This is a genomic window from Actinomyces bovis (assembly GCF_900444995.1).
In the GTDB taxonomy this organism is placed as follows: Bacteria; Actinomycetota; Actinomycetes; order Actinomycetales; family Actinomycetaceae; genus Actinomyces; species Actinomyces bovis.
In genome coordinates, this window is record NZ_UAPQ01000008.1 from 224,901 (window position 1) to 241,039 (window position 16,139).

Annotated in this window: 11 protein-coding genes; 9 read left to right on the forward strand and 2 right to left on the reverse strand. The window is 64.7% G+C overall.

What is annotated here, in order from left to right; translation table 11 throughout:
• Positions 1-52 precede the first annotated feature (52 nt).
• From DR039_RS08010 to DR039_RS08040, 7 genes are all read left to right on the forward strand, one after another.
• Entirely contained in the window at positions 53-532 is a 480-nt protein-coding gene (locus tag DR039_RS08010) for a GNAT family N-acetyltransferase (RefSeq protein ID WP_318268912.1), read from the forward strand.
• A gap of 22 nt (positions 533-554) precedes the next feature.
• Positions 555-4,160 (forward strand): DNA polymerase III subunit alpha, encoded by a 3,606-nt coding sequence (gene dnaE, locus DR039_RS08015; RefSeq protein WP_111836857.1) that lies wholly within the window; start codon positions 555-557, stop codon positions 4,158-4,160.
• Positions 4,161-4,273: 113 nt separating this feature from the next.
• Positions 4,274-6,295, forward strand: coding sequence for a right-handed parallel beta-helix repeat-containing protein (locus DR039_RS08020; protein WP_126622237.1), 2,022 nt, complete (start codon positions 4,274-4,276; stop codon positions 6,293-6,295).
• 216 nt (positions 6,296-6,511) lie between these two features.
• Positions 6,512-7,558: a siderophore ABC transporter substrate-binding protein gene (locus DR039_RS08025; protein ID WP_229116889.1), complete on the forward strand. Its 1,047-nt coding sequence runs from the start codon at positions 6,512-6,514 to the stop codon at positions 7,556-7,558.
• A gap of 7 nt (positions 7,559-7,565) precedes the next feature.
• Entirely contained in the window at positions 7,566-8,579 is a 1,014-nt protein-coding gene (locus DR039_RS08030; RefSeq protein ID WP_197719060.1) for an ABC transporter permease, read from the forward strand.
• On the forward strand, positions 8,576-9,568 hold the full coding sequence (locus tag DR039_RS08035) for an iron chelate uptake ABC transporter family permease subunit (RefSeq protein ID WP_111836859.1): 993 nt from the start codon (positions 8,576-8,578) through the stop codon (positions 9,566-9,568). Before DR039_RS08030 ends, DR039_RS08035 begins: the two co-directional genes overlap by 4 nt.
• The gene (locus DR039_RS08040; RefSeq protein WP_111836860.1) at positions 9,565-10,323 is read left to right on the forward strand and encodes an ATP-binding cassette domain-containing protein; all 759 of its coding nucleotides are present in this window, start codon (positions 9,565-9,567) and stop codon (positions 10,321-10,323) included. The genes DR039_RS08035 and DR039_RS08040 overlap by 4 nt, the downstream gene beginning before the upstream one ends.
• Before the next feature lie 120 nt (positions 10,324-10,443).
• Here the strand turns inward: DR039_RS08040 and DR039_RS08045 are convergent, their stop codons facing one another.
• Positions 10,444-11,268 carry a DUF4232 domain-containing protein gene (locus DR039_RS08045; RefSeq protein WP_111836861.1) on the reverse strand — a complete coding sequence of 275 codons (825 nt, stop codon included), beginning with the start codon at positions 11,266-11,268 and terminating at the stop codon, positions 10,444-10,446.
• A gap of 142 nt (positions 11,269-11,410) precedes the next feature.
• Between DR039_RS08045 and hisD the strand changes: the two genes are divergently transcribed.
• On the forward strand, positions 11,411-12,766 hold the full coding sequence (gene hisD / locus DR039_RS08050) for a histidinol dehydrogenase (protein WP_111836862.1): 1,356 nt from the start codon (positions 11,411-11,413) through the stop codon (positions 12,764-12,766).
• 105 nt (positions 12,767-12,871) lie between these two features.
• Here the strand turns inward: hisD and DR039_RS08055 are convergent, their stop codons facing one another.
• Entirely contained in the window at positions 12,872-15,298 is a 2,427-nt protein-coding gene (locus DR039_RS08055; RefSeq protein WP_111836863.1) for a RecQ family ATP-dependent DNA helicase, read from the reverse strand.
• 217 nt (positions 15,299-15,515) lie between these two features.
• Here DR039_RS08055 and DR039_RS08060 point away from each other — a divergent pair, with 217 nt between their 5' ends.
• Positions 15,516-16,121 carry a MarR family winged helix-turn-helix transcriptional regulator gene (locus DR039_RS08060; RefSeq protein WP_111836864.1) on the forward strand — a complete coding sequence of 202 codons (606 nt, stop codon included), beginning with the start codon at positions 15,516-15,518 and terminating at the stop codon, positions 16,119-16,121.
• The last annotated feature ends 18 nt before the right edge of the window (positions 16,122-16,139 follow it).

Genomic DNA, 16,139 nt, shown 5'->3' on the forward strand with positions numbered 1-16,139 from the left:
CTTCCGCTTGACCAGTGTGGCTGGGGATGCGACTGGAGCCCGAGCTGAGCAAGTGCGGACCGGGTCTGCCGACGTGCGCTTGGAGGTCTTCGTGGAGGAGCAGCAAGTGCCCTTGGCCTTGGAAATAGATGCTCGCGACGATGCACCCGGCACCATTCACCTGCTCGCTTCAGACGCCGATGGCACGCCTCTGGGAACCGCTCGGCTCCTGCTAGAGCCGGAGCCGCAAGGACAGGTTCACCTTGGCCGCCTAGCAGTGCGCCAGATAGCCCGCGGCACCGGCCTGGGTGCCCGACTGGTGGCGGCAGTCGAGGAGGAAGCTCTGCGCCGTGCGGCAAAGCCCTTGACCGGGGCAATCGCTGAGCAAGCTGGAGTGGCACCGGGCACCATCGGGGTAATGGTGGTGCTCTCCGCCCAGGAACAGGCGATGGGCTTCTACCAGCGCTGCGGATACCGGGCTATAAGCGGTCAGCCTTACCTTGACGCCGGCATCTGGCATCAGGACATGTTCAAGCTCGTGCTAGGGGCTTGAACGACGGTTCTAGGATGGGCCCATGGCGGAGAGCAACAGCGCGGTCAACCCTGATGAGGGCCCCTACGACGACTTCGTCCACCTGCACGTCCACACGGACTACTCCATGCTGGACGGCGCGGGCAAAATCAAGGACTACGTAGCCGAGGCCAAACGCCTAGGCCAGCGTGCCCTGGCCATCACCGACCACGGCTACATGTTTGGTGCCTACGAGTTCTACGCAGAATGCGTCAAAGCGGGCATCAAGCCGATCATTGGCGTGGAGGCCTACCTGACCCCAGGCACCTCCCGCTTTGATAAAACCCGCATCTTCTGGGGTGACGAGTCCCAGCGCAGCGACGACGTCTCCGCGCGCGGCTCCTACACCCATATGACGCTGCTCTCGTGGAATAACGAGGGCCTGCACAACCTCATGCGCCTGGATTCCTACGCCTCCCTGGAAGGCCAGTGGGGCAAAGCCCCCCGCATGGACCGCGAACTCATCTCCCGCTACTCCAAAGGCCTGATCTCCTCCACTGGCTGCCCCTCCAGCGAGGTCCAGACGCGCCTGCGCCTAGGCCAGTGGGAGGAAGCCCTGCGCGCTGCCGGTGAGCTGCAAGACATCTTTGGCAAGGACTTCTTCTACGTCGAGCTCATGGACCACGGCCTAGAGATCGAGCGGCGCGTCACCCAGGACCTGCTGCGTCTAGCCAAGACCATCAATGCACCCCTGATCGCCACCAATGACTCCCACTATGTGCGCCCCGAAGACCGCACGATTCAGGACGCAATGCTCTGCATCAACTCCGGCTCGGTGCTGACTGACCCTGATCGCTTCAAGTTTGACGGCGACACTTACTACCTGCGCCCCGGCTCTGAGATGCGCGCCCTGTTCAAAGAGATGCCGGAAGCCTGCGACAACACCCTGCTGGTGGCCGAGCAGTGTGAGGTTTCCTTCCAGACTGTCGACGACGGCGCCTCCTTCATGCCCATCTTCCCCGTGCCCGAAGGCGAAACCATGGAGAGCTGGTTCGTTAAGGAGTGCTGGGCCGGCATGGAGCGTCGCTTCCACGGCGATATCCCGGAAGATTGCCGCAAACAGGCCGAATATGAGATCGGCGTGATCGTGCAGATGGGCTTCCCGGGATACTTCCTGGTGGTGGCCGACTACATCAACTGGGCTAAGGAGCACGGCATTCGCGTAGGCCCTGGCCGTGGCTCTGGCGCAGGTAGCATCGTGGCCTACGCCATGGGGATCACCGAGCTCAACCCCCTGCAGCACGGATTGATCTTCGAGCGCTTCCTCAACCCTGAGCGCATCTCCATGCCAGATATTGACGTCGACTTTGACGAGCGTCGGCGCGATGAGGTCATCGAGTACGTCAAGCAAAAATACGGCTCAGACAAGATCAGCCAGGTAGTCACCTACGGCGTCATTAAGGCTAAGCAGTCCCTGAAAGACTCCAGCCGCGTCATGGGCTACCCCTACGCCGTCGGTGACAAACTCACCAAGGCCATGCCGCCCGCAGTGCAGGGCAAGGACATCACCATCAAGGGCATCTTTGACCCAACCGACAAGCGATACAGCGAAGCGGAGGAGTTCCGCAAGCTACATGCGGAGGACCCCGACGCGCAGAAGATTGTGGAGTTGGCCAAAGGCCTGGAGGGCATGACCCGTCAATGGGGCGTGCATGCCTGCGCCGTCATCATGTCCTCGGAAACCCTCACCGATGTCATCCCCATGATGCAGCGCCTCCAGGACGGCGCCTATATCACCCAGTTTGACTACCCCACCTGCGAGCACCTGGGCCTGCTCAAGATGGACTTCCTGGGTCTGCGCAACCTCACCGTCATCTCTGACGCCCAGGAGAACATAGTCGCCAACGGCAAGCCCGCCCTGGATATAGACAATGTCCCCCTGGATGACCGCGGCACCTACGAGATGCTTTCTCGGGGCGAAACCTTGGGCGTCTTCCAGCTGGACGGCGGCGGGATGCGCACCCTGCTGCGCCTAATGAAGCCAGACAACTTTGAAGACATCTCCGCTGTGGGCGCCCTCTACCGACCCGGCCCTATGGGTGCGGACTCCCACACCAATTACGCGCTGCGCAAGAACGGCGCGCAGGAGATCGTGCCCATCCACCCCGAACTCAAAGAGGTGCTGGAGCCTATCCTGGGCACCACTTACGGCCTGATCGTTTACCAAGAGCAGGTCATGAAGATTGCCCAGGAGCTCGCCGGCTTTTCCCTGGGCAAAGCCGACAAGCTTCGCAAGGCCATGGGTAAAAAGAAGCCCGAGATCCTGGCCAAGGAGTTCATCGGCTTCAAGGAGGGGATGCTCAAGAACGGGTACTCCGAGGAGTCCATCCAGACCCTGTGGGACATCGTGGTGCCTTTCAGCGCCTACGCCTTCAACAAGGCCCACTCCGCGGCCTACGGCGTCGTCTCTTACTGGACCGCCTACCTAAAGTGCCACTACCCGACCGAATACATGGCGGCCCTGCTAACCAGTCAGAAGGACAACAAGGACAAGCTGGCCGTTTACCTGGGGGAGTGCCGCCACTTGGGCATCCGTGTGCTGCCTCCCGACGTCAATGCCTCACGCGCCCAATTTTCCGCCGTGGGGGAGGACATCCGCTTCGGCCTAGCGGCCATCCGCAACGTAGGCCTGAACGTCGTGGAGGCCATCGAGCAGGCCCGCGAAGATAAGGGCGAGTTCACCAGCTTCGAAGACTTCCTGGACAAGGTGCCCGCCGTGGTGTGCAACAAACGCACCATCGACTCCCTTATCAAGGCCGGAGCCTTTGACACTCTGGGCAAAACCCGCCGCAGCCTGCAAGCCTGCCACGAGGACTTCGTGGATGAGGTGATTGGTGTTAAGCGCAATGAGGCAGCCGGGCAGTTCGACCTTTTTGCCTCTCTGATGGGCGGGCCTGGGGAGGGCGACGCCGCAGGTGGATTCGGCAACGGCCCAGTCTTCTCCTCCGAAGTGCCTGAGCTGCCCGAGTGGGACAAGAAGAAGAAACTCGCCTACGAGCGTGACATGCTCGGCCTCTACGTCTCCGACCACCCCCTGCTGGGACTGGAGGGAGTGCTCGGCAAACTCGCTGACACCGAGATCGTGGACCTGGTGGACAACGAGGAACGCGAGGACGGCACCATAGTGACCATCGCGGGCCTCATCACCAGCCTCACTCGCAAAACCACCAAGCAAGGCAACCTGTGGGCTATCGCGCAGATAGAGGACTTGGGCGGCAGCGTGGAAGCCTTGTTCTTCCCCGCCACTTATCAGACCGTTTCCACCATGCTGGCCCCAGACACCATTGTGACCGTGCGGGGGCGGCTAAACCGTCGCGATGGGCAAGTAGCGCTGTATGCCCAAGAACTCACTCTCCCAGACGTCTCGAATGCCACACACGAATCTGTGCAGATCACGCTGCCAGCTAACCGCTGCACCACGCCCCTGGTGCAGCAGTTCCGCTCCGTGCTCACCAAGCATCCAGGCATGAGTGAAGTGCGTCTGACTTTGACTAGTCCGGGCAGGGAGATTCGTACTCAGCTGGACGCCTCCTTGCGCGTGGAACCCACCCCGGCTTTCTACTCGGATATCAAAGCTCTTTTGGGGCCGGGCTGCCTGGCGCGGCGCTGAGACGGCACCCGGCGTCTGGGCGCGTGCTTAACACTCGCACTGCAGATCGGGCTATGGTCTGACATACCGGAGAGGATCCCTGTCCTCAAAACCTCGTCCCTGGAGGCCTCCCTGTGAGACTTCGCCGAGTGGCCCTGGCGCTGGTGCTGACCATCGCCGTCGCCGCCCTGATTGTGCTGTTGGCATTCCTAACTCGTTCGGGTGGGGGGCGGGTGATACACGTGTCCCCAACCGGTGATGACTCCGGCTCTGGCAGCGCCTCTGCCCCCTTTGCCACCATTCGGCATGCCTTGGACCTTGCCGTGGACGGTGACACGGTTCGCCTGGATTCCGGCACCTACCGCGAGGGCGAGTTGATCATGCCCGAACGCGTGCGGCTTGAGGCCGGACGAGGCGAGCAGGTGGTGCTTTCTGGTGCAGAGGTAGTGAAGGACTGGGATGCCGACGGCGAGGTCTGGACCTCCCGCGATGAACTGGTGCGCTTCTGCCAGGAGTGCACATTCAACCCGGATTCTGAGCACGACGGCGTCAAGGGCTACCCAGAGCAGATCTACCTGGACGGACGGCCACTGACACAGGTTGCTAGCCGCGAGGAGGTCAAAGAAGGCACCTTCTTCGTGGAGCGCCAGCCCATGGAGTTTGAAGGTGGGGGACAAGACCGCATTGGAAAGGTGCTTGGTTCCCGCCGTGCCCATTACGTCATGGGTTCAAATCCCAAAGGACACCTGGTGGAGGTAGTGCAGCATGCCCGGGCACTCACTATCGCTGGAAACGGCGCCGCCGTCGCCAACCTAACCATCGAGAAATACGCCCCCACCCAAATGTGGGGCCTGCAGGACCCGGAGATCGGCACTCAAGGTGCAGGCACGATGGTGCTGGTGCTGGGAGACAAGGTCAACATCGACTCCACTGTGCTGCGACAGGCCACCTCCGGCTCCGCCCTCCACTTCACTAACGGCTCCGGGCAATCCCTGACCTCCTCCAAAGTGGTGGACAACGCTGGGGTGGGCATGATGGCGAATGAGACCTACGGCCTGACGGTCTCCGCAAACTACTTCTCTGGAAACAATGCCAACGACTTCGACTCCTCGGAGCGCTGCCAGTCCCACTGTTACGTGGCGGACTTCAAGATCACTCACTCCCTTGGGATGCGCTTTGAACTAAACCGGGTGGACTACGCAGATGTGCAAGCCGATGCTGCAGACCCGCTGCACTACCAGGAAAATCGGCGCGCGGGGATCTGGCTGGATGAGGGTGTGGGCAACTCCTCCGTGGTAGGCAACCACTTTGTGAACACCCCTATCGGCGTCTTCAACGAGATCTCGCACAACACGGTGATCGCTTCCAACATCATCAACGGCGCCGGCACCGGAATCCTGAGCTCCGGCTCGGAGAGGGCCCGCATCTGGAACAACACGGTGGCCTATGCCCTGGAACCGCTAGTGGTACGTGAAGATGCGCGCACCCAGGGCTGTAATGCACGCAAACAAGACGGCACCTGTGTGGTGGAGGATCCCTGGTCAGTCAAATACGGATTCACCTGGGATCAGACTGACACAGAAGTCTTCAACAATATCTTCACCTCCAAACAGACCACGCCCCTGCCCGAAGACCCCTGGCGCTTCGCCTGGCACACGGGGGTGTTGGCAGGCAAGAACTGGGATGGCAGGGAAGTGGGCGCCAATGACATGATCCTGGGTCTGGATTACAACGTCTACTACCACGAAGCCTCCACACCGCAGTCCCAGAACGTGCCGGTCATGTGGCAAGTCTCCGCCTCGATGAACGTGCTTCCGGGCAGCCTCAAGGAGCTCACTGAGAGCCGGGAGGTTACCGCGAATGAGCGCGAGCAGAACGGCTGGGAGATCATAGGCGCACGTGGTGATAACCCCCTGATGAACCGTGAGGCCCGCAACCCACGGGACTATGCGGGTTCAGACTTCCGCCTTAAGGAAGGTTCGCGGGCCAAAGGAGCAGGTAAGCCGGTGTTCGGTGACACCGCCAAGGCCCTCGGTTTGGAGGAGCACACGGTGGTGGACCGCGGAGCCCTGTTCAACGTCGCCTGGGGGACCAGCTCCTGGCAGCCGAGCGCTGCGTCTGCAGGTGCTTCAGCTGCTTCCACAAGTGCTCCTTGAGTCGCATCGGATTGACTCCGGGGCGGTCGAGGCGAGACGAACTCTGCGCGGAGCCTGTATGTCCTTGGTCACTGAGAGGGTGCGGTTTCACTGAAAGTCAGCAGGACTTTAGTCCTGGCGGAGCTGTCGTTTTTATGACATGCATGCGTGCCTAAATGTAATGAGGGTAGCCTGTACTCACATGTCAATCGATGTGCAGAGAAAGCGAGAACCCTAGTGCGCTCCCCCCTGTCCAAGGCCCTTGTGGCCCTAGCCTCCCTCACGCTGCTGGGCGCCTGCTCCGGCCAGGCCACTACCTCCTCAGCCAGTTCCTCAAGCCAGCCGGAAAGCTCCACTGCGGCAACCGCACCCGAGGCCACGGCCTCCCCGGCAGCCGCCGCAGAGGCTGTCACCTTCCCCCTGACAGTGGCCAGCCGCGACGGGGAGGTGACCATACCCAAGCGTCCCGAACGCATCGTCGTGGTGGACATGGCCGCCCTGGACACCCTTGACGCCATTGGTGCCGGAGACCGGGTGGTGGGCACTGTGGGCACATCGGTGCCCAGCTGGCTCAAAGACGCCGAGGGCATCGACTACTCCACCCTGCCCAAGATCGGCTCCGTCAAAGAACTGGACCAGGAGGCCATCGCCAAACTGAACCCGGACCTGATCATCCTGGGGGCCCGCAATGACGCCGCCGTTGGCGCCGAGTTGGCCAAGAACTGGACCACCATCAACGCCGGTGTCACCTGGGCGGAGGGCAACTACTCGCAGAAGGTGGCCGCCAATGTGCAGATGGTCGCCGACGCCGTGGGGGAGCGCGCCAAGGGCGCTGAGGCCGCGAAGAAGATCACCGACGCCCTGAACAACCACCAGGACACCGCCAAGTCCAAAGGCACGGCCATGGTCCTCATGACCAACGCCGACGAGCTGTCCGTCCACGGCAAGAACTCCCGCTGGGCTCCGATCTACGACGTCTTCGGCTTCCAGGAGGCCATGGACACCACCCCGGACGAAGGGCACAAGGCCAAGAGCATCTCCTTCGAGACGGTCAAGGAGACCGACCCGGACTACATCTTCGTGGTGGACCGTGCTAAGGCAATCGGCCAGACCGACGGGGTGACTCCCGCCGAGCAGCTCCTGGACAACGACCTGGTGAACTCCACCAAGGCGGCGCGCAACGGCCACATCGTCTACCTGACCCCGGAGCGGTGGTACGTGGTCATGGCCGGGGCCGGCAACTTCCTGGCTGAGCTCGACGAGATCGCCGCAGCGATCAAGTGACCTCACCTTGACGCCGACCGCACCCGCAGCCGGCCTCGCCACCCGCCAGCCGCACACCCTCTGGTGGCTGGCGGGTGGCCTGTGCCTGCTCGCACTGCTTCTCCTGGTCTCCGTCACCACCGGCACCGCGCAGATGTCCCTCCTGGACCTCCTGCGAGGTCAGGCTGACGAGGACCAGCTGCAGGTGCTGCTGGTCTCGCGCCTGCCCCGTACCCTCGCGGTCCTCCTGGCCGGTTCCACCATGGCCGTGGCCGGGCTGGTGATGCAGCTGATAACCCGCAACCGCTTCGTGGAGCCCTCCACCACCGGAGTGACACAAGCTGCGGGCTTGGGCGTACTGGTCGCCGTGGTCTTCCTGCCCCAGCTGAGCCTGTGGCTGCGCATGGTGGTGGCAGTCGGCTTCGCCCTGGCAGGCACCGCCGTACTGATGGCGCTGGTGCGCGCAGTCCCGAGCCGGGACCCCGTGATAGTGCCGCTGCTGGGCATCATCCTCACCGGAGTCATCAGCGCGGCCGGCGAGCTGCTGGCCTGGCAGACGGGATTGCAAGGGCAGCTGGGAATCTGGCTGACGGGAAACTTCGCCTCCGTCATCAAAGGACGTTACGAGCTGCTGTGGATCACCCTGATAGTGGCGCTCCTGGTCTATGCGCTGGCCAGTGCCCTGACGATCGTCGGGATGGGGGAGGGCCTGTCCACCAGTCTGGGGATCGATCATCGTCGTGTCAGCCTCCTGGGCCTGGGCGCAGTAGCTGTCATCTCCGGGGTGACCACCGTGGTGGCGGGCACCCTGCCCTTCCTGGGGCTGGTCATACCCAACCTGGTCTCACTGCTCGTGGGTGACTACGTGCGCCGCAGCCTGCCACTGGTGGCGCTGGGCGGGGCGCTGTTCGTGCTGCTGGCCGACCTCCTGGGGCGGTCGCTCATCGCCCCGGCGGAGATTCCCGTAGGCGTGGTTATGGGAGTGCTCGGCTCGGCGATTTTCGTAGTGCTGCTGAGCCGCCAGATCCGGAGGCGCGGATGACTCCCTACACCGCCCTTACAACCTGTCTGGCGGCACGACGCCGTGGCGTGCGCGCACGTACAGCCGTCCTGGCCATTGCCGCCTTGGCGTGCTGCCTGGCCTTCCTCTTATGGGACGCCTTCCCCGGCTGGCAGATCATCGTCGGCCTGCGCGTGCGCCGCTTCCTGGCAATCGTGGTGGTTGCCGTGGCCCTGAGCACCTCCACCGTCGTGTTCCAGTCCGTCACGCGCAACCGCATCCTCAGCCCCGGGGTAATGGGTTTCGACGCCCTCTACCGGTTGATCGCAACGACCTCCGTCTTCCTCATGGGCTCCGGTGCATTCGCAGGCCTGCACCCGGTGGCCGTCTTCGCCCTCAACGCCGGCATCATGACGGGCTTCGCCGCGCTGCTGCTCGCAGGCTTCCTCAGTGACGGCCGCCGCAGCATCCACCTGCTCGTGCTGGTGGGGATCGTCCTGGGAACCCTATTCCGCTCCCTGTCGGTCATGCTCTCCTTCATCATGGACCCCAACGAGCTACTGACGGTCCAGGACAAGGGAACCGCGTCATTCTCCGTGGTCAACGAGGAGTCGCTGTGGGTTTGCGGGGCCGTATGCGCCGTCGTAACCCTCATAATGAGTCTCCGGGCGCACCGTTTGGACGTGCTGGCCCTGGGACCCGACTTGGCACGCGGGCTCGGCGTGCACCACCAGCGTGAGTCCCGGATCGCACTGGGCCTGTCCTGCATGCAGGTGGCCTGCGCCACCGCCCTGGTGGGGCCCCTCATGTTCCTGGGCCTGCTAGTGGTCAACATCGGTGTCTACGCACTGCGCTCTACGCGCACCCGCGACCTGCTACTGGGCTGCTCACTGCTGGCCGTAGTGGTGCTGGTGGGAGGGCAGGGCCTGCTGGAGCACCTCTTCAACCAGAGCACCGTGCTGCCCGTGGTCATCGAGTTCACGGGCGGCCTGCTGCTCGCCACCATGATCTTCAAGGAGGCCCGCAGATGATCCAGCTGGATCGGGTGACCATCGCCTACGACGCCGAGCCGGTAGTCACAGAGGTCAGCCTTTGCCTGCCCGAGCAGGGTGTGACTGCCCTGATCGGCCCCAACGGAGCCGGAAAGTCCACCCTGCTCAGCGGCATCGGTCGCCTGCTGCCACTCAGCGGCGGACGTGTGCTGGTGGATGACCGTGACGTCAGGCGGTGGGAGCGCGCCGCGCTCGCCCGCCGTATGGCCATTCTCAGGCAGGACAACCACATGTCCGTGCGCCTGACCGTGGGTGAACTGGTGCTCCTGGGCCGCTACCCGCACTGTGAGGGACGCCCGGGCAGGCAGGACCATGAGGTCGCGGCGGAGGCCATTGCACAGGTTGGACTGCAGGCCTGCGTCGACCGTTTCCTCGACGAACTCTCCGGCGGACAGCGGCAACGTGCGCTTATCGCCATGACCCTCGCACAGCAGTCCACGCACCTGCTCCTGGATGAGCCGTTGTCGGCCCTGGACCTGCGTAACGCCCGCGACATGATGCGCCATATCACGCGAATCGGTCAGGAGCGCGGCGTCGGTGTGGTGATCGTGATACACGACGTCAATACCGCCGCCGCCTACGCCGACCGCATCATCGCCCTCAAGGACGGGCGGGTGGCGGCTGACGGCAGCCCGCAGGAGGTGATGACGGAAGAGGTCCTGGGGAAGGTGTTCGAAGTGGAGGTGCAGGTGGTGGAGCTGGAAGGTCGCCCGGTGGCCTTCCCCCGACGTTGACCGGGGTGTGCCAAGCCCCGGCAGGGCGGCGCCAATACGCCACCTGCTACTGGCGGCCGCCGTCGGCACCACTGCCGGGAGCCGACGGCGGCCCCACCGCCGGGAGCCGATGACTCTGCTTCAGCTCGCGGCTCTGAACGGGGAGACGACCATGCTGCTCATCCCTCGGCAGACCTTTACCCTGGCCTCGGTGTCCAGCACCCCCTCCAAGTCCGGCGGGTAGACCAGAGCACTGGCGGACTCCGCAGGGGCACAGGCCAAAGCCTCGGGGTTTAAGGCCCGCAAGGTGGAGACGGCACTCTTGCCCGGCTCCAGAAGTACCTGGGATGTCTCAGCGTCCTCCTCCCACGCGGGCGGCTCGCCGACGGTATGGCCATTGGCGTCATTCAGAAGGACTCCCGGGTAACCCGCCAGCAAGCAGGCGGACTTGCCGTTGTTGGTCAGCTTCAGGTCCCAGTAGGAGGAATCGTCGGTGCCACCGCTGGAAGCCTCCGCCAGAGAGGCCTGCAGGTTGTCCGTCGAGCATAGGACGGCGTCCTGGAGGGCGGTGCTGTCCTTCTTTCCCGCGTCCTTGTTGTCCGCACCGGCCTTGTCCTGCGCGGCCCGATCGGCCCCATCGGCGCCGGGTGATGCCGAGGCCGCGACGGAGGGCGCAGCCATGGCTCCCGCGCTCGCCGAGGCGGCAGCGGCGGGTTTTGAGGCAGAATCCTCGGCCGCCTCAGTCGCTGAACCTGCTTCACCGGCTGCCGGGGCGGCGGAGGGATCACCACCGGGAACGGCTGTGGCAGTGCCGGAAGAGGTGCTGGCCCCGGCAGCGGAGCTTGTGTCCGCAGATGCCAGTGGCGTAGTGGAGGCGGCCGGATCTGGATTGCTTGCGCAGGAGGTGAGACTGAACGCTAGGAGGATGCCAGCGCCGATCTTAATGCCTGTATTGCGTGTACTCATGCTCTGAGAATATAACCGGAGGTGAGATAGTGCGCGTTGAGAGCCGGGGTCTGGGCAAAACCGGCAGAAGAGGAACTAGGAGAGCACGAATGCGCCAGGGCGCGCCGCAGAGGTGTCCGCACTCGGCCGGTAGCATGCCCCCATGCTCCACCGCCTCGACCTGCGCAGCACCGACCTGAACGCCCGTGAGCTGGCGCAGGCGCTGCCCCGCGCCGCCCTCGACGTTGCTGCCGCCCTGGACGTCGTCACCCCTGTGATCCAGGACGTACGAAGCCGAGGCGCCGCCGCCCTGCGTGACGCGGCCGAGCGCTTCGACCGGGTGCGGCCCAAGCATCTGCGCGTCCCGGCCGAGGCGATCAAGGCCGCCCTTGAGGAACTCGACCCCGCTGTGCGGGAGGCCCTGGAACTGTCCATCGCCCACAATCGTGCCGGGCACGAAGCTCAGCTGCCGGTGGAGAAGGACACGCAGATCGTCCCCGGCGGGCACATCACCCAGCGCTGGATCCCCGTGCGGCGCGTCGGCCTGTACGTGCCGGGCGGGCTCGCCGTCTACCCCAGCTCCGTGGTCATGAACGCGGTGGCCGCTCAAGTCGCGGGCGTGAAGCAGATCGCCTTGGCCTCCCCGCCTCAGAAGCACTTCGGGGGACTGCCGCATCCCACCATCCTGGCCGCCTGCGCCCTGCTGGGCGTTGATGAGGTCTACGCCGTCGGCGGCGCGCAGGCCATCGCTATGCTCGCCTACGGCGCCAAGATTGAGAATGAAACCGACCTGGCGGACCTCACTGCCGTCGGCGGCACTGGTGATCTGCTGTGCGAGGGCGTCGATGTCATAACCGGGCCCGGGAACGTGTACGTGGCCGCAGCCAAGCGCGCCGTGCGCGGAGTGGTCGGGATCGACGCCGAAGCTGGTCCCACCGAGATCGCCATCCTGGCTGACGCCGCCGCCAACCCCGAGCTCCTGGCCGCCGACCTGCTCTCCCAGGCCGAGCACGACCCCAGCGCCGGCAGCGTCCTGATCACGCACTCCACCGAGCTGGCCGACGCCGTCGAGGCGGCCCTGGCCCGCCGCCTGGAGGTCACCAAGCACGCCGAGCGCGCCCGCACGGCCCTGCTCGGGCCCCAATCCGGCATCGTGCTCGTGCGCGACCTGGAGCACGGCATCGCTGTGGCCGATGCTTATGCCGCCGAGCACCTGGAGATTCAGACCGCAGACGCTCCTGCCGTTGCCCGCCGCATCCGCAACGCCGGGGCCATCTTCGTGGGGCCCTACAGCCCCGTGCCGCTGGGGGATTACCTGGCGGGCTCCAACCACGTGCTGCCCACCGGTGGAACCGCGCGCTTCGCCGCCGGGCTCAACGTCATGGCCTACATCAAGCCCGTCCAGCTCATCGAGTACGATGCCGCCGCCCTGGACTCCATGGCTGCGCCGTTGATCGCCCTGGCCGACTCCGAAGACCTGCCCGCTCACGGTGAATCCGTCCGCGCCCGCCAGAGCTGAGGGGTGTCCGCGCTGCCGGAAGGGCGTCAGCCTTGATGTGCTTGATGCGGTGGGGCAGGGCGCTGCCGGGCGCTGTTTGCTGGGGTTCGCGGCGTGCCCCGGGGATCACCTCCGGGCCAGCACCAGCGGGTGCACGTCTGCGGCACCGGCCCGGCGGAGCAGCGCGGCTGCCACCGTGAGCGTCCAACCTGAGTCGGTCCAGTCGTCCACCAGCACCACCTCGGCTCCGCGTAATCGCTCAAGCTGTCTGCGGCCCCAACCCGCCAGGCTCAGGGAGCGGGCCACTTCCGCCAGACGGAAGGCGGAGCCGACGTCGTGACGCCCAGGAGCGCCACTGACCGTGATGATGCCCAGGGCTGTGGCGCCGAGGGTGTGTGCCACGGCGTTGCCCAGCTGGCGCAAGCGCTGGGGGTGACTGCGGGAGTCCACCAGCACCACCACAAGTCCGCTGGAGCTTGGCGCAGGTACCTCGGCCGACGGTGGGGGAGCCGACTCTTCCTCTGCTTGGCTGATCTGCTGGGCCAGTCGGTGGGCTACCTCAAGCACCGCCGGGCGTAGGGCCTGGGGCACCGGCCCGTCGGCAGTTGCCTCCACAAATTCGCGCAGCGTCGCAGACAGTCCTAGGCCATCAAGGCGCCCGACGGCGATCCCGATGCCAGCGCCTTCGGCGTCGCTGATGCGCCCCTTGAACTCGGGCAAGCCAAGGCGAGCCATTCCAGTGGGCCACTGACGGCGCGGTTCCACGCTCGCTCCCACTCGGTTGAGTGACTGACGAGCCGCCGTAACCTCCGTGGTGTCAGGCAGTTCCGGCAGGTTCAGGCCGCCACACAAGTCACAGTGGCCGCAACGCCAACTCGCCTCCAACTCTGGATCATCGAGGACCTGGCGCAGGAAGGCCATGCGGCAGGCGGGAGCCTCTAGGCGCTCATAGCTCAACATGGCGTCCCGCTCGGCTTGCCGGGCGGCTGCAACTCGCGCGTAACGTTCGACGTCGTAGCTCCAGGGCTGCCCGGTTGACACCCAGCCACCGCGTACCCGCCGCACTGCGCCGTCAACATCCAGTACCTTGAGCATCGATTCCAAGCGGGTGCGACGTAGGCTCGTGACCGTTTCCAGCACCGCCGTGCTCAGCGCGCTCACCCCGGTGCCACGGGCCTGCTCCAAGGCTGCCAATACTGCCCGCACCTCGGACTCCGGTGGGAAGCCTTGCGAGTCGAACCAGTCCCAGATGGCCTGGTCTTCCGCGCCTGGCAGCAGGATCACCTCAGCCCGGTCCACGCCGCGTCCTGCGCGACCGACTTGTTGGTAGTAGGCAACCGGGGAGCTGGGGGCTCCCAGATGCACCACAAAAGCCAAATCAGGCTTGTCAAAACCCATGCCCAGAGCGCTGGTGGCAACCAGGGCCCTCACGCGGTTGTGCCGGAGATCCTCCTCAAGCTGCTCGCGCTCCGCCGGGTCAGTCTTCCCGGTGTAAACCCGGACTGTAAGGCCCGCCTCCTGCAGACGCTCAGCCACCTCATGTGCTGCGCAGACCGTTAGGCAATAGACGATGCCGGAGCCCGTGGCGGTGCGCAGATACGTGGTGAGCCAAGCCAGGCGGGAGGCAGCGTCTGGCAGCAGGCGCTGCCCCAGGTGCAGGGAGTGGCGCGCGAGCGGGCCACGCAGCACCAGCACCTCGGTGGCGCCGTCGTCAGCCGACGCTTTGGTAGCAGAACTGGTGGTTAGGGCTGCTGCGTGCCGGTTTTCGCCAGGAGTCGCCAGCTGCTCGGCGACGTCGGTGGTGACGCGAGCATTTGCGGTGGCCGTGGTGGCTAGCACCGGGGTACCCGGTGGTAGCTCCGCTAGAAGGGTGCGGATTCGCCGGTAGTCGGGCCGGAAGTCGTGGCCCCAGTCTGAGACGCAGTGCACCTCGTCAATAACCACCAGACCCGCGTTTGCCGCCAGCTGCGGCGCCATCTCCTCCCGGAAGACCGGGTTATTCAACCGCTCGGGGGATACCAGCAGCACATCCACGCTTCCGGCGCGAATTTGCTCCTCAATCTCCGCCCAAGCGGTGGCGTTGGCTGAGTTGATGGTGACCGCGTTGATCCCGGCGCGCTGCGCGGCGGCCACCTGATCCCGCATTAGGGCCAGCAAGGGCGAGATAATCACCGTCGCGCCTGCACACTGGCAATTATCTGAGGAAGGGGAGGGATCTCCCGCCTGCCAGCCGCCCCAGCCCTGGCGCAGCAAGGCAGTGGCGATGAAGTACACGGCGGACTTGCCCCAGCCGGTGCGCTGCACCACCAGGGTGCGACGGCGTCCGCAGACCAAGGCCTCGATCGCCCGCCATTGGTCGTCGTGGAGGATGCAGTTAGGGTGACCAACCAGCTCGCGCAGCAACTGCTCAGCGCGCTTGCGCACGAGGGAGTGCAGCGGTGCAGCAGTGTTGGGGTGGGGGCGAGGGGCGGCGTCATCCGAGCTGAGCGGGTCTGTAGGAATGACGCCGGTGCTGACGCTCCTGGGGGAGTGGTCCCGGTTGCTGCTGGCCATGACCTCACGCTAGTAGCAGCGGCTGGCCAGAATCCCGCCTGCGCCGTCGCTCTTCGCCGTGGTTTCTTGAGGAATCCGAATCACCCCCCTGTGACACAGAACATACAGGTTCCTGTGGGAATCGCTCGATTATTTTCTGAGGGTACCTGTAATATCCTGCTTGTCAGATACAACAGGTTCCCGTAGAAAGGTGCCGGACACGAAACAGGAGAACAACATGGACACGATCCAGAACGGAATCCGCGAGCGGCTCCACCGCCTCCACAAGCTCATGCGTCGCAATCACATGCAGGCGCGCCACAACGTCGGTCCACTGGCCGACACCAGCCGCGGACGCGGCCGTGTGCTTGCCGCCCTGCAGATGCAGAGCCCCATTCCCACCCGCGAACTCGCCTACCTGCTGGACATCCGCCAGCAGTCACTAAACGAGCTACTCAAGAAGCTCGAGGCCGACGGCCTCATCGAACGCAAGCCCAGCGACGTCGATCGCCGCATCATGCTCATCAGCCTTACCCCGGAAGGTGCCAAAGCCCGCCTAGGTAATGAGGGAGATGACTACCTCCAGGTCCTCAGTCAGGAAGAGGCAGTACAGCTCAATCACCTTCTGGACAAAGTAATCGGCAGCCTGGAGGAGCAGCTCGGGGTAGATGCTGATGAAGAGCTCGGCGGCTGGCGTGAAGAGGCCCGGCGATTCATGGGGGAGGAGGGTTTTGAAGCCATGATGCGTATGCGCGAACGTGGTTTTGGGCCCGGTCCCTTTGGGTCTAGGCATCACGGCGGGCACGGTTTTGGCCCTCAAGGCAAATGTGGTTGCCGGGACTAACTAGCGCTCCTTCCCCCG

What these genes read in the sequence shown, in the direction of transcription:
- DR039_RS08055 (WP_111836863.1), bottom strand. Translation starts at nt 15,298, where the DNA reads ATGGCCAGCAGCAACCGGGACCACTCCCCCAGGAGCGTCAGCACCGGC.
- hisD (WP_111836862.1), top strand. Translation starts at nt 11,411, where the DNA reads ATGCTCCACCGCCTCGACCTGCGCAGCACCGACCTGAACGCCCGTGAG.
- DR039_RS08045 (WP_111836861.1), bottom strand. Translation starts at nt 11,268, where the DNA reads ATGAGTACACGCAATACAGGCATTAAGATCGGCGCTGGCATCCTCCTA.
- DR039_RS08035 (WP_111836859.1), top strand. Translation starts at nt 8,576, where the DNA reads ATGACTCCCTACACCGCCCTTACAACCTGTCTGGCGGCACGACGCCGT.
- dnaE (WP_111836857.1), top strand. Translation starts at nt 555, where the DNA reads ATGGCGGAGAGCAACAGCGCGGTCAACCCTGATGAGGGCCCCTACGAC.
- DR039_RS08040 (WP_111836860.1), top strand. Translation starts at nt 9,565, where the DNA reads ATGATCCAGCTGGATCGGGTGACCATCGCCTACGACGCCGAGCCGGTA.
- DR039_RS08060 (WP_111836864.1), top strand. Translation starts at nt 15,516, where the DNA reads ATGGACACGATCCAGAACGGAATCCGCGAGCGGCTCCACCGCCTCCAC.